Raw genomic sequence first — 14,476 nt, 5'->3', positions numbered from 1 at the left:
ACGTAACACACATATAGCGTTACGATAACGCAGTTTTTAAACATCACAGCATTCTTAAACGTTTTCAAAGAGAACCAAGATGGTTAATTTAGTTCATCACTTGATTTATCAATCTGCAAATCATACGCCAGATGCTGAAGCGTTATCATTCCAGGGTCAGAAAAAGAATTATGAAGTCCTTGCCGATGAAATAGAACAATTAGCAACTGGCTTCCTGAGCGTGGGATTAGGCCGCAATGAACGCCTTGCAGTATATCTGGAAAAACGTTTAGAGTCCGTCAGCACTTTATTCGCAGCAAATGCTGCAGGGGGCGTTTTCGTACCGGTCAACCCACTTTTAAAGCCCGCGCAGGTCAGTTATATCCTGGCAGACTGCAATGTACGCATTTTAGTTACTTCGGCAGAAAGATTAAAGCTGTTGACTGAAGTTCTGCCATCCTGTCATGATCTTCACACAGTTATCATTGTCGATGACAAAGAAGATCTTGCAAAAATCGCCGGGCTCAACATTGTATCTTGGGCAGATATGCTTTCTGCTCACTCGTTACTCAAACCCAGCCGCGTCATTGATGGCGATATGGCCGCCATTCTTTATACTTCGGGCAGTACTGGAAAACCCAAGGGTGTCGTACTATCACACCGCAATATTGTTGCCGGCGCAAAAAGCGTTGCAGAATACCTTGAGAACCGGCCAGATGACCGAATCTTGTCTGTATTGCCGCTCAGCTTTGACTACGGGCTTAGCCAACTGACAACTGCATTTCATGTCGGTGCGACCAGCGTTTTGATGAATTACTTACTGCCGAGAGATATTATCCGGACTGTCGAAAAAGAAAATATCAGCGGTCTTGCAGCAGTTCCGCCGCTTTGGATTCAATTAGCCCAATTGAATTGGGACAAAGTCAAATCGTTACGCTACATTACAAATTCTGGCGGCGCAATGCCGCGTACCACGCTCGACCAGCTTCGTAACGCTTTGCCCAAAACCCAGGTTTTTCTAATGTACGGTCTTACAGAGGCTTTTCGTTCAACGTATCTTCCACCTGAAGAAATTGATCGGCATCCCGATTCAATTGGTAAGGCAATTCCCAATGCTGAAATACTGATCTTAAGAGAAGATGGTTCACATTGTGTACCGGGAGAACCGGGAGAACTGGTACACCGCGGCGCTCTTGTTTCCATGGGATATTGGAACGATGCCGAAAAAACAGCCGCCTGTTTCAAACCCATTATCTCGCGCCAAAATGGCTTAACTATCCCAGAACTTGCAGTTTGGTCGGGTGATACTGTGCGCGTGGATGATGAAGGTTTTTTTTACTTCATAGGCCGCCGTGATGAAATGATTAAGACTTCGGGGTATCGAGTAAGTCCAACTGAAATTGAAGAAGTCATCTACGCAACCGAGACTGTAGGAGAAGCAGTTGCGGTTGGTGTGCCACATCCAGTACTTGGACAGGCCATTTTGGTTATTGCAACACCACGTGAGGGTGAGCAACTGGAAGCAGAAGATTTACTGACCGCCTGCAAACACCGCCTGCCAGCCTTTATGCTGCCCAGTCATATCGAAATTCGCGAAAACAATTTACCTAGAAGCCCAAACGGCAAGATTGACAGAAAATCCCTGTTTCAGGAAATGCAAAATATATTTATAGAAAACAACTCATGACACGCTCTCAACCGAAGCATACAGCGCTTACTCAATTTACTGTAAATGACAACTGCATGATGATAGGTGGCATGCCCCTTACACGCTTGGCGCAACGGGTCGGCAAAACGCCTTTTTATGCTTATGACCGGCAAAAAATCACAGAACGTATTCGACTGCTGCGGCAATCACTCCCCGATGAAGTTCATTTGCATTATGCGATGAAAGCCAATCCTATGCCGGCAGTCGTACAACATTTAGCAGGCTTAGTTGATGGTATTGATGTAGCTTCTGTTGGTGAAATGCACGTTGCGTTAGACACCACCATGCCGGCAGAACGAATCAGCTTTGCAGGACCTGGAAAAACAGAACATGAACTATCTTGTGCAATTGCAGCTGGTATTGTTTTGAACATGGAATCAGAAAGGGAAATGCTTCTGATTGCAAAACTGGGAGAACGACTCGGTATTCGCCCTAATGTTGCAATCCGCATTAATCCTGACTTTGAACTCAAATCATCGGGCATGAAAATGGGTGGCGGCCCCAAGCAATTTGGTGTAGATGCTGAGCTTGCATCAACCATGCAGACACAAATTGGCCAGCTTGGTTTGAATTTTGTAGGTTACCATATTTTCAGCGGTTCACAGAACCTGAAGGCAGAAGCTATTAAGGAAACACACGAAAAAACATTGCAATTGAGCATGAGACTGGCTGAAAATGCACCTGCACCGGTTCGTTTATTAAACATAGGCGGTGGATTTGGCATACCCTACTTCTCAGGTGAAGAACCCTTGGACATTCAATCTATTGGCAAGCATCTACATAATCTTTTGCCAGCAGTCAGACAACAATTGCCCGAGGCGCAAATTGTTATTGAACTTGGCCGATACATGGTCGCTGAGGCAGGTATTTATGTGTGCCGTGTTATTGAGCGCAAGCAATCCAGAGGGAGAACTTTTTTAGTCACTGATGGTGGCTTGCATCATCATCTGGCTGCGACAGGTAATTTTGGCCAGGTCATTCGTAAAAATTATCCGGTTATGATTGGTAACAAAGTACAAGACGCCCAAAAAGAAATTGTTACTGTCGTGGGTCCATTATGTACACCTTTAGATTTACTGGCTGATCAAATGGAAATGACACAGGCAGAGGAAAATGATCTTGTTGTTGTTTTACAGTCAGGTGCTTACGGACTCACAGCAAGTCCTACAGCATTTCTCGGCCATCCTGTACCAATAGAAATCATGGTTTAGTCATTAAATAAAAAATCACGCTCATTTTCATTAATCGTAACGCCATCAAACAATTGATTATAATTAAAACGAATAGTCAATCTATAATGAGCCAAATTAATAAAAAATAAAATATTAGGAGATCAGCATGGGGGGTATATGCGGTTGGACAGGCTGCAATATGACGATCATTGAGAGACGCGCTCTTCTTGAGGAAATGACTAAACCAATTGTGCAGCATGACAGCCACTCGGTTCAAATGCTTTTCGGTAAAAGATCTGCGCTTGCTGTGATAGGGCGGCCTAACAGCGTACATACTTGTCAGGACCAGGGCATTATCGTTGGTTTATGGGGGCAAATTAGATTTATAAATACCCAATTCGGTCAAGATTCTGACTCACAGAATATCGCCAAATCCTTTTTGGAAAACTGGAGAATTAATGGCGAAAAAGTGTTAACCGAGATTGCCGGTGAATTTACGGTATGTGTTTTGGATGAAAATAAGAACCAGTTTATTCTCGCAGTTGATCGTATGGGCACAAGATCACTGGCTTACCAGGCAAGTGGAGGGCACTTAATTTTTTCTTCGTCGTTAGATGCTATCATTCGGCACCCATACACCGAATCCGAGATCGATGCTCAGAATATGTTTAATTACATACACTTTCATATGATTCCGAGTCCGGGAACCATCTATAAAAACCTGCGCCGTTTATTACCGGGAGAATATCTTACTTTTCAACACAATGAGATTAAGACAAATAAATACTGGAAACCAAGTTTTAACGAACTCAAAGGACGTTCTTTTGAAGAACTCAAATTTGAACTGCATACTATATTACGGTCCAGCGTACGCGATGCTATAGGCAACGAAACAGTTGGCGCTTTCTTGAGCGGAGGAACTGATAGCTCAACGATAGCGGGTATTCTCAGCGAAGTCACAGGAGAACCTGCATCAACCTATTCCATTGGCTTTGAAGCCAATGGATATGATGAAATGGAATATGCACGCATTGCAGCGCGCCATTTCTCAACCCGGCATCATGAATACTATGTAACGCCCGACGATGTAGTAACGGCAATACCCGAAATAGCCGCTATTTTTGATCAGCCTTTTGGCAATGCCTCTGCCATACCTGCTTATTTTTGTGCGCACATGGCAAAAGAAGATGGGCTCAGTAGAATCCTGGGAGGCGATGGCGGTGATGAACTGTTTGGCGGAAACGAACGCTACGCAAAACAATATTTGTTTTCACTATATGAATACCTGCCTTCTTTTTTACAAAAAAGAATCCTAGAACCCTGGGCAAAAAGTGCCTCAGGGAAAAAACTGCCACCATTCATCCGAAAATCATACCGTTATATAGAACAGGCAGCAATACCTATGCCTGCACGCATGGATACTTATAACCTACTTATACGTCATGGTTTCGCTTCTGTTTTCACAACTGAATTTCTTGCACATGTTGACACCACCTTTCCTGAATCATTAAACAATGAAATCTATCATCAGGCTCACACCAATAACCTAATTAACCGTATGTTGGCATATGACTGGCAATTCACACTTGCTGACAATGATCTACCTAAAGTCGTTAAAGCATGTGAGCTTGCGCAAATCGATGTCGCGTTTCCACTGATTAGTGATGAGATGGTAGCCTTTTCTTCCCAACTCAGACCGGATTACAAAGTCAAGGGAACTAAGTTACGATTTTTTTTTAAAGAAGCATTAAAGGACTTTTTGCCTCATGAGATCATCATCAAACAAAAGCATGGATTCGGTCTGCCCTTTGGGGTTTGGTTACAGACGCATCCACAGCTTAAAGCATTGGCAGCTGACAGCCTTACAGATCTAAAGTCACGTAATATAATCCGGACGGACTTTATTGACAAATTACTTGAGCAGCACTTAAGTGAGCACGCAGGATATCATGGCACCATGATCTGGATATTAATGATGCTGGAACAATGGCATAAATCAAGATATAAGTAAATGCCACGCACTCCAAAACAAAATTTGAGGTTAGCGCATTGATGAACCAATTATATGATGCATATAAAAATTTTTTTGAAATTGTGATAGCGGATACGCCCGAATTAAAGAACGAAGTATATAGTATACGTTATCAAGTTTTATGTACGGAAGAACGTATCCCTGGATTTGATCAATCGCTTTATCCTGACAAACTTGAAAAAGACACCTATGACAGTCATTCTACACATGCATTACTGAAGCATCGTTCGACTGGAAAATTTATCGGCACTGTACGCTTGGTTTTACCGGATCCTGAGAATTCGGATAAACCATTCCCGGTTGAAGCATATACACAGCTCGACGCCGAATTTTTTAGTAAAAACAACATTTCTCGCCAGAACACAGTGGAAATATCACGTTTTCTCGTTATCAAAGAATTTCAACGACGTAAAGGTGATTGCTATTTCCAGCAAGCAAAACAAAATGAAGCCAATACTCATGACAGTAACCTGGACGGCACTGCCATAAAAAAAGAGCGGCGGACTTCGATCAATATCACTTTGATTCTAATGGCTGCAGTTGTACAAATGAGCGCTCAACACGACGTTAAGAACTGGTTATCATTCATGAATCCCTCTTTAAACAGACTGCTCTGCTTCTCGGGATTAGACTTTATACCGATTGGCCCACTTGTTGAGTGTCATGGGCTTCGACAACCTTATTTCGTAAAAAATATAGACGTCCTAGACAGAATTTATAGTGACAACCACGATGTCTGGGAAATCTTGACTGATCAAGGCAGATATATACCTTCTCATATACACTCGTATGAAAAAAACCCCCTTTCCCGAGCCTCGGCACCCAAGAATAAATAAAATATATCTATAAAAACCACATGTCTAGAGTCAAATCAATTTTATATTGTATTCTGCTACTTCTGGCGGTTGGTAAAGCACAAGCAAATGGACATTATGAGGTCGTAGCACATCCAGACATACATCAAGAAACAATTTCTGTAAATGTGCTACGAGCCATTTTCAGCATGCGTATGAAAACCTGGCCTAATGGCCACTTAATTAAAGTTTTTGTATTACCGGATGATCACCCTCTGCACAATGATTTTGCAAAAGAGAAATTGAGCGTTTTTCCCTATCAGTTACGTTCCACCTGGGATCGATTGGTATTCTCCGGCACTGGCCAGGCACCGATCAGGGTATCTTCAAATGAAGAAATGCTGAAAAAAATAGCAAATACACCAGGCGCCATTGGATATTTAGAAACCGTTTATATAAATAATGACCTCCATGTGCTCAAAATTAAATAATCGATTAATTAATGTTTCTTTAGGGCCGCCTAATCTTGCTCTGCTCGCCCTTCTGGCATGTTTACTGGGATTCAACTTATCAGCATACGCTCAAGATAAAAAGGAGGACATCCATTACAAAAACAATGATGCAGCCACATCAACCTGGCCCAAAGTTAAAAATATGTGGGATAACTTCCAGATACAAGGTTTTGCCAGCCAAGCATTTATTGCCACGTCAGATAATGATGTTTTTGGCAATACAGACCAGGGTGGCAGCTTTGGCTTTACGGAAGTTGGATTAAACGCGCTGTTCAGGCCACTTCCAAGATTGCAATTATCTGGACAAATGCTATCCCGCCGTGCCGGAGAAGGGGGAACCGCCGGAGAACCTCGCCTGGATTTCGGTTTTTTGGACTACAGGCTTTTCTCGCATGAAACGCATCAGTTTGGCATACGCGTAGGAAGATTAAAAAATCCATTTGGTTTTTATAATGATACGCGCGATGTTGCTTTTACCCGCCCCAGCATTTTGCTGCCACAATCTATTTATTTTGATCGAACGCGTAACTTGGGCTTATCCGGAGATTCGGTACAGCTCTACGGTGAAACATCGCATCCGACAATTGGCAATTTTTCGGTACAATTTGGCGTATGGCGACCATTAGTCAAAGATAGGGAAACCGAGTATGCTATTTTTGCTCACTCGCCAGAGGGAAAATTAACACCTGAAACATCGATTATTGGACGAGGAATTTATGAAAGTCACGATTCACGCCTGCGCCTGGCGATCAGCGGCATCTGGCTCAATGTTGACTACAAGCCGGGAATAAATGATCGCTTCACACCCGGAGCGTTTTCCTTCTCACCACTATATCTGTCCGCTCAATACAATGCTGAACGCTGGAGTCTAACTGCGGAGTATGCGCTTCGACGCTTGGATTTTAAAAATTTCGGCGACCCCAGGTTTGACGAACAAGCCAATAATACAACTGGCGAAAGCTTTTATTTTCAGGGTGTTTATCGTTTTAATCATAAATGGGAGGCGCTTTTACGCTATGATGTCTATTACGCAGACCGGAATGATCGAGATGGAAGCGAATTTGTCCAATGGCGGCAAGATCGCGGGTTTGGTTCAGCACCGGCGCATTCCCGTTTTGCCAAGGATATAACAGTCGGGCTGCGTTGGAATATTACCCCCCAGATCATGGCGCGATTGGAATATCATCATGTAAACGGAACAGGCTGGCTTTCAGGATTGGATAATACTCCCGGGTCAACAGTTAAAGAGTGGGATCTTTTTGCAGCACAACTCTCCTTCCGTTTCTAGACCTAAGCAATCTGATGTCACAAGTTATCAAAAAAGAAGCGAATATTGAGCAGGTATCTGGCACTAAGGAACGTACATTCCTTAGCTTTAAATGGAAAATTACATCTTTAAGCAGCCTTATTTTACTGGCGGTTGTTTTATTGTTTTGCTCCGTCAGTTATTTGGGATTAATTACTAATTTTGATAACCAGCGCGACATCGAATATCAACGTTATTCGCGAGAAATTAATAGCCTGATTGAAAGATTGTCACGCGGACTCCGCCAACAAGCCGAGACAATTCCTTATCTGGATGGAATGACTGAAGCTTTGTTGACCGATGACAAGGATAAAATCAATGAGATATTTGAGCAGCATTGGACCTTATTGCATTTTCATAATGGTGTTGAATTTGTTCGTTTTTACAATGCCTCAAATGAACTAACAGCTGATTGGGGCGTTGCCGAACCCAATCATAGTGATGACGAGATTATTCTGGAGTGGGTCAGACAGGTGAATCAGGATGAAGTCCCGATCAACCCATTACTTTGTAGAAAAAGCTGTATTCAGCTCACAGTGGCACCGCTGTTGATAGAAGGAAAAACCAGAGGTATCGACGTTATTGGTATCTCTCTGGCAGATGCACTCTTGGCATTCAGACGCATATCAGGCGCTGAAATCGGTTTATTGCTGCATGACTCTAACCAGACTACAAATACTTTATATATCGAGCCGTGGGATATTTATATTGCAGCATTTACCAATAAAAATGAAAGTTACGAAATTTTAAAACATGCCGCAGCAATGTTCTCTTCCATGGATGCTCTCAGAGAGATTATCCAGATTAATTGGAAAAACAATTATCATCAAATTAAGCTTTTTCCATTACAATCAGTTAATGCAGATGAAGCACATCTGGTAGTCATTTCAGATGTCACTTCAGTTGTCAACAATATTCATGAATCAATCTGGACAATTGCATTGATTGGTTTGCTGGGACTTGTCATTTCAGAGTTTCTATTATTTGGTATTTTTACGCGCTTACTCTCACGCCTAAAAGATGTTTCATATACCTTACCTTTATTATCGAGTGGACACTTTGAAGATTTCCGCTTTTCACTCGCACAGACAAAGAAAAAACAATTATTTAGAGACGAAATCGATATGCTTTACGACGCAGCTGTTAAGTTATCAATACAGCTTGAGGACTTAGAGCATAAAGTATCTTCTCGGACTAAGCTGCTCATTGAGCAGAAGGATACACTCAGCAAAGAAAGAGACTTTGTTGCCAACCTACTTGACACGGCCCAGGTCATTGTTCTCACGCAAAACGCACATGGCAAAATTATTTCTATGAATGCCTATGGTGAAATGCTAACTTTTTACTCTGAAAAAGAACTGCAGGACACGCCGTTTTTAAACATTCTCGTTTCCGATTATGATTCTCAAGATTTATCCGTGCATCTGGATGAAATAAACAGAGGATTAAGAGATCAATTACGTCACGAAGCCATCACACACTGCAAAGATGGCACAACGCGTCATGTTGCCTGGTTGCATTCACGCCTGTCCTGGAACTCTACTGACGATCCATCAATCTTATCGGTAGGTCTTGATGTTACCGAATATAAGCGGGTTGAAGGTCATCTGGCTTGGTTAGCTGACCACGATCCTTTGACTAATCTTTATAATCGACGCCGCTTTAGCGAAGAACTTGAACAGGCAATTAGTCGGTCTGATCGATATCAACACGCAGGTGCTTTACTCTTTTTCGACCTTGATCGTTTTAAATACATTAACGACACAAGTGGCCATCAAGCCGGTGATGCACTACTCAGGATGGTCGCAGGTATGTTACTGCGCACAATTCGGTCGGATGACATATCTGGGCGTTTAGGCGGTGATGAATTCGCTGTAATTCTACCCGAAATAAGCACAGGGGGCGCCATCGAGGTTGCCAAAAAAATTCTTACGCACCTCAATGAAACACAGTTAACAATTAATAGCCGCACGCATAAGGTCTCAGCAAGTGTAGGAATTGCGATTTTTCCTGAACATGGCGAGAATGTACACGATTTACTGGCTGCGGCAGATTTAGCCATGTATCAGGCTAAAGACACCGGACGCAACGCATGGTATTTGTTTTCTAACGAAGATCGCAGTCGTGAGCGCGTGCAAACCCTCGTGTACTGGAAAGAAAAAATTGAATATGCACTTTTGCATGACAGTTTTATACTGTACTTACAGCCAATCATGGATATTCAGACGCACGAAATAAAGCACTATGAAGTGCTGCTGCGTATGCTTGATTCAGACGGTTCCATCTTGTCTCCTGCCGGGTTTATTTCAGCAGCAGAGCATACTGGACTAATACATTCAATTGATCACCTGGTTTTACGGAAAGCCATTACTCAGGCCGCAAAAATCAATCAAAGTGGAAAACACAAAATCAGCTTCTCGATTAACTTATCAGCACATGCATTTAATGATCCAGAATTATTGCCAATTATCAAGCAAGAATTGATAAGCCACGAAGTAGATCCCAAAACACTTATGTTTGAAATTACCGAAACCGCTGCATTGGAAAATCTACCAGGGGCACGAATCCTTATGAAAGAGATTAAAGAACTGGGCTGTGGGTTTGTGCTGGATGATTTTGGCGTTGGCTTTTCATCTTTCTATTATTTAAGAGAACTTCCAGTAGACGCAGTTAAAATTGATGGGTCATTTATACGCAATATTACAGAAAATAGCGATGACAGAATTCTGGTTAACGCTTTGTGTAATGTAGCAAGCGGTTTTGGCAAAAAAATAACTGCCGAATTTGTCGAAAACGAACAAGTCTTTTTACAACTCAAAAAAATGAAAATCGACTATGTACAAGGATACTATATCGGTAAACCAGCGCCCTATAACAACTATTTCCAACAGAGTGATCTTCCGGAACGATGAAAAAGGTTTAACTTAGTGTCATTTTTCAAATAATGTCCGTAGATTTATAGGTTCCAAAGCCTTCCAAAATGTCACGAATATTTATCGAATAAACTCATGCGCAGCGGAAATACTTAAATTTTCTTTATTCAATAATTTTACTTGTTCTACAAGTAATTCAATATCACTCCATCCGGACTCCTCAGCCGAAGGAATCCATCGTGCACGTAAATAACCATTTCGATCAATTAGGAATTCCATATGATCCGGAACTGACCCACGACCTAATAAGTCTGGATGACTCAAAGTGCGGCGTGATAGGGCATAACTTTGCACTATCTCTTCAGCGCCTTGTGTCACCAAAGGAAAAGGTGAAGGTGAATCTTGAGAAATTTCAACCAGCTCTTCCGACGATAATTTCTTTGCGGGAACAGCTAGAATTGCAATATCTTGTGCCTTGAGTTTTTCATAATTTTTCTTAAGTTGTCCAATTCTGTCTGCAGATTGTGGCCATGTAAAAATCACCAGCAACACAGATTTCTGATCGCGGAAATCCTGGAGAATGCCTCTTGTACCATCATGTGTAGAGAAGGAAAATAAGGGTGGTTGAACGTTTGCTCTGTTAGGTATGATTTCAGGTGATAAAACACGCGCTTGATAGCCGCGTGACAAAGCATACACATAATTGACCAAATCCCAACGTTCTTCCTCTGACAATTTATCAGCATAGCCAGGCATGTCGGTATTTTTCATGCCAAATGTTATCCAGTGATAAAAATCACCGGGTGTATGCTCTACAGTATGTGGTTCGGTTAGCATATCCGGCACTATAGTCGATAATGTCCTTGCTTTGATTCCATTCCCCTTGCCCTGATGTCCATGACAGTCTATACAATATTCCGAATAAAGTTCCGCGCCATACGAAATTGAAATTGCATCAAAAGGAACTGGCGGTTTTTGATAAGTTTCAGGATACGCTTCTATAGTCAATGGCGGAAGCGCTACTGCCATCCCAGAAATAATGAGTACTGCAGGAATCGTAACCAACCGTTTCATACCCCAATTTGCCACTCGACCAAAATACAAGACGCACACAGCTAAAACGGCAATTGCTATTCCACTCCATACTTGCAATGCAACATTTTCGGCACCCCATGTTGCGATAATTGAAAAGCGAAAGGGAAAAGGCCACTCTTCTATGATGACATGCTTAGCTGGAGTCGTATTATTTGCAAGAATCGTTGCAACCAACACTAATAGCATAGCAAACAGAAATTCTATCCGTACCCATTTTCGCATTCCGATCGCACTTTTTTGTGTCTCTTGGCTATTTTGGCTATTGGAAAACAATGGTAGCCAATATGAGCGCACACTTGAAGCAATGATCAGAACAATGCACAATAACAACAGCTTAGTGTTAAGTAACCAACCATATGGGGATGCCACCAGTGCGGCATAATCACCGTCAAAAATATGATCTCCCACGACAATCCCCGTTATTATAATAAATGACATAACAGGCAGAGCCATTGCTGAAAATCGTTTTAGTATCCCAACATCCTGAAGGCTTGATTTTTTACTTTTAACTTGCTTTACATATGTATATTTCAACAACAGTAATGCAGGTAGGCCTCCTAGCCAGACACCTGCCAAGATGATATGTAGCGCATAAGGCAAAAAACTAAGAACTGTTAGACCTTCAGCAGCCACATGGCTGACCATGGCGCCAACAACTAATGGAAACATTGCCATCAATGCGCATACTATGTAGCGCCAACGCGTTCTGGTTTTTTTTAGCAGATAAAGAACAGTTACGGTTAACAAAATGGCAGAAGCCACATGAAAACCCCATATTTGACCGGTCCGGGTGTTACTGATGAAATCAATCCAAATCTCTAATTGCAGGATATTGTCTATTTCACCAGTAACTAATCCAATCGTTGCAGCAAGAATAACAATAAGTCCGATAACAATACTTATGGCCAGTTTTGGAAATAATCTTTCTAACCTTTCAACCCATTGCTCTGTATAAGTACTTTTGTCTGCACCTGCAACAACTAAAAAAACGCAACTACCCAATAAAATCAAATTTGCCGCCAATTGGAACCAACGAGCGGCAGCCGCAATAATTTCTAACATTTCATCAGTGAGTATTTTTTATTCTAAAACCATAGCTTGATTCAACAACATGTCCATCTACCGATAAGACACGAAATTGTACTTTATAACCACCTGGTTCTAATTCTGGCACTGCTAGTATGATAGATTTCAGATCACCCTCCGCAGCTTGAGGCTCATAATTTGTGACATTGTTATCATTTGAATCAAGAACAACTACGGATGCATAGGCGGCTTCAATTTCCTCACTGAACCACAGTTGTATTTGGGATGGCGATTCGGAAAGAGAGGCTCTGCGTGGCGGGTCAGATTTTACTAAAGATGCATGCGCAAACACGTTAGGCACTTGTATTAACAATAAGCACAGGCAAAAACATGTTGTTAGCTTCAAAGTTCTTTTTATTGCTATCTCAATATATTTTTTTATTTGCATTTTATTTTCCATTTTTATCGCATTTTTAATAAAAGCCTTTGTTGAAAACAGTTTTGATTTGAAATGACAGAACGAGTTCCTTTCGCATGATGTTTATCGAAATTGATTATAGATAATTTTCACAATGGCTGCATATAGTCCTATTAGATACTCGCACTAATTTTAAAGCTCTAGCCTAATTGAAATTATAATATTTAATGAATCACGACATGGTTTCCTGGGCTGGTTCACCCGACTGTTCCTCCAATGCCATTGAGGCTCTTTTAAATGCAACTCAAAAGTAACGGAAACGTCGTTAAACTTTGTGTGTCTTCGTTTAACAAAACTCAAGAGTGATGGTCACCGTCAAATTCATTATCACCCTAAAATACAGGAAAATGCTTTTAACATTTCACATCCACCTTACCATTATAAACGCGCAATCCATCACATCAAATAGCACTTTCAATCGAAACTTGACCAACCAATTTTTCATTAAGCACTGTTTGATGATAAAAAGTGATTTGCGAGCAAATCACAGCCATCGACTAACTGTTTTGCAGTTCCTACCTGGCAGGAATACTGTTTTATTGGCAGGAACACCAATGCAAAAGCATTGCATTGAGTTTTCTTTGAATACAACAATAATTACTTAATTAATTACTTACATCTATCTAGTACAACAACGCGCCTCTGTTTGTCCAGAGCAGTTTAAAGATTTTATTACTACGCTGTTTTCTTATCTCTTCGGCTTGCCATCCAGTTCTTAAAGCGTTTGGATTTGAATAACTTGTATCCAATTAACATGGTCAACAGCAATCCAACCACGGGGCCTATCGTAGCCCTGAATACATCCGCATAGTTGATCATCTCAACTCGCAAATGATATAGATACTTTAAGGGAGGCATTCCATCGGCTGTTATTACCAAAACATGCCTGCCTTCATCCAATACCTGTTGTGTATTGATGACGCCATCAGCATATATATCTGTTCGTATATTCGCAATAACATCCCCTTCTTCATTACTGCCTCGTATCAGTTTCACTCCTATCGGTACCTCCCGCAGCAGCGGATCAACCAGATCTACAACCAGCACGGTATTACCCGATGCAGGTATGTCAGTACAATAATGCCCTGCTTCATCTACCTGCGGCTGGTATACACTTAAATGAATCATGTTTTCACCGATGCGGCGCATACAGCTATCATCTTCCAAAGCCTCTTTTCCATGCGCAAATACTGCGCCTGTATATAACGCCGCGATCAATACTATTATTGCTGCACCTATTTTACTGGCTCGCCTAAACACACCTGTTTCCTCCTGACCAGAGCACAGCACTGGTTCCTTACATTTGTCTGTACTCTGCTTGCTTTTTGTTTGTCCCTTTTCCTGCATCTTATGCGGTGCCTTGCGTTTTATTTTATTCCTTCTCAATAAAAAAACCGGTACACCGGCTGTCTTGCGACAGTGGTGTACCGGCGTTGTTACTAACCTGCTTTTAGAGTCTGGTAAAGACTGGAATTACAGCGCCAGCAATACTGTTAATATA

10 protein-coding genes are annotated in these 14,476 nt (G+C 41.7%); 7 read left to right on the top strand and 3 right to left on the bottom strand.

Features of this window, described 5'->3' with window-relative positions; translation table 11 throughout:
* Window positions 1–79 precede the first annotated feature (79 nt).
* From C8R11_RS11610 to C8R11_RS11580, 7 genes are all read left to right on the top strand, one after another.
* The gene (locus C8R11_RS11610; protein WP_107795848.1) at window positions 80–1,666 is read left to right on the top strand and encodes an acyl-CoA ligase (AMP-forming), exosortase A system-associated; all 1,587 of its coding nucleotides are present in this window, start codon (window positions 80–82) and stop codon (window positions 1,664–1,666) included.
* On the top strand, window positions 1,663–2,898 hold the full coding sequence (locus C8R11_RS11605; protein ID WP_107795847.1) for a pyridoxal-dependent decarboxylase, exosortase A system-associated: 1,236 nt from the start codon (window positions 1,663–1,665) through the stop codon (window positions 2,896–2,898). Before C8R11_RS11610 ends, C8R11_RS11605 begins: the two co-directional genes overlap by 4 nt.
* 127 nt (window positions 2,899–3,025) lie before the next feature.
* Window positions 3,026–4,870: an asparagine synthetase B family protein gene (locus C8R11_RS11600; RefSeq protein ID WP_107795846.1), complete on the top strand. Its 1,845-nt coding sequence runs from the start codon at window positions 3,026–3,028 to the stop codon at window positions 4,868–4,870.
* A gap of 41 nt (window positions 4,871–4,911) precedes the next feature.
* Window positions 4,912–5,727, top strand: coding sequence for a PEP-CTERM/exosortase system-associated acyltransferase (locus C8R11_RS11595; RefSeq protein ID WP_107795845.1), 816 nt, complete (start codon window positions 4,912–4,914; stop codon window positions 5,725–5,727).
* A 20-nt stretch (window positions 5,728–5,747) separates the two neighbouring features.
* The gene (locus C8R11_RS11590; RefSeq protein ID WP_244907652.1) at window positions 5,748–6,176 is read left to right on the top strand and encodes a hypothetical protein; all 429 of its coding nucleotides are present in this window, start codon (window positions 5,748–5,750) and stop codon (window positions 6,174–6,176) included.
* Window positions 6,157–7,485, top strand: a complete 1,329-nt coding sequence (locus C8R11_RS11585; protein WP_107795844.1) for a porin family protein — start codon at window positions 6,157–6,159, stop codon at window positions 7,483–7,485. The genes C8R11_RS11590 and C8R11_RS11585 overlap by 20 nt, the downstream gene beginning before the upstream one ends.
* A gap of 14 nt (window positions 7,486–7,499) precedes the next feature.
* A complete protein-coding gene (locus tag C8R11_RS11580; protein ID WP_107795843.1) occupies window positions 7,500–10,415 on the top strand; it encodes a bifunctional diguanylate cyclase/phosphodiesterase in 2,916 nt (971 codons plus the stop codon).
* 81 nt (window positions 10,416–10,496) lie between these two features.
* On the opposite strand, the gene C8R11_RS11575 is transcribed toward C8R11_RS11580, so the two are convergent.
* The 3 genes from C8R11_RS11575 to C8R11_RS11560 form a co-directional block, all read right to left on the bottom strand.
* The gene (locus C8R11_RS11575) at window positions 10,497–12,533 is read right to left on the bottom strand and encodes a CopD family protein (protein ID WP_107795842.1); all 2,037 of its coding nucleotides are present in this window, start codon (window positions 12,531–12,533) and stop codon (window positions 10,497–10,499) included.
* A gap of 4 nt (window positions 12,534–12,537) precedes the next feature.
* Window positions 12,538–12,957: a copper resistance CopC family protein gene (locus tag C8R11_RS11570; RefSeq protein WP_107795841.1), complete on the bottom strand. Its 420-nt coding sequence runs from the start codon at window positions 12,955–12,957 to the stop codon at window positions 12,538–12,540.
* A 693-nt stretch (window positions 12,958–13,650) separates the two neighbouring features.
* The gene (locus tag C8R11_RS11560; RefSeq protein WP_244907651.1) at window positions 13,651–14,322 is read right to left on the bottom strand and encodes a hypothetical protein; all 672 of its coding nucleotides are present in this window, start codon (window positions 14,320–14,322) and stop codon (window positions 13,651–13,653) included.
* Window positions 14,323–14,476: the final 154 nt, after the last annotated feature.

The sequence above is a fragment of the Nitrosomonas aestuarii genome, assembly GCF_003046585.1.
GTDB lineage: Bacteria > Pseudomonadota > Gammaproteobacteria > Burkholderiales > Nitrosomonadaceae > Nitrosomonas > Nitrosomonas aestuarii.
The sequence above is the reverse complement of the archived record's forward strand: the minus strand, read 5'-3'. Positions and strand labels throughout refer to the sequence as shown.

Excerpts from the sequence above, each read along its gene's own strand:
- C8R11_RS11605 (WP_107795847.1), top strand. The coding sequence starts at position 1,663 with ATGACACGCTCTCAACCGAAGCATACAGCGCTTACTCAATTTACTGTA.
- C8R11_RS11585 (WP_107795844.1), top strand. The coding sequence starts at position 6,157 with ATGTGCTCAAAATTAAATAATCGATTAATTAATGTTTCTTTAGGGCCG.
- C8R11_RS11590 (WP_244907652.1), top strand. The coding sequence starts at position 5,748 with ATGTCTAGAGTCAAATCAATTTTATATTGTATTCTGCTACTTCTGGCG.
- C8R11_RS11560 (WP_244907651.1), bottom strand. The coding sequence starts at position 14,322 with ATGCAGGAAAAGGGACAAACAAAAAGCAAGCAGAGTACAGACAAATGT.
- C8R11_RS11575 (WP_107795842.1), bottom strand. The coding sequence starts at position 12,533 with ATGTTAGAAATTATTGCGGCTGCCGCTCGTTGGTTCCAATTGGCGGCA.
- C8R11_RS11610 (WP_107795848.1), top strand. The coding sequence starts at position 80 with ATGGTTAATTTAGTTCATCACTTGATTTATCAATCTGCAAATCATACG.
- C8R11_RS11580 (WP_107795843.1), top strand. The coding sequence starts at position 7,500 with ATGTCACAAGTTATCAAAAAAGAAGCGAATATTGAGCAGGTATCTGGC.
- C8R11_RS11600 (WP_107795846.1), top strand. The coding sequence starts at position 3,026 with ATGGGGGGTATATGCGGTTGGACAGGCTGCAATATGACGATCATTGAG.
- C8R11_RS11570 (WP_107795841.1), bottom strand. The coding sequence starts at position 12,957 with ATGGAAAATAAAATGCAAATAAAAAAATATATTGAGATAGCAATAAAA.
- C8R11_RS11595 (WP_107795845.1), top strand. The coding sequence starts at position 4,912 with ATGAACCAATTATATGATGCATATAAAAATTTTTTTGAAATTGTGATA.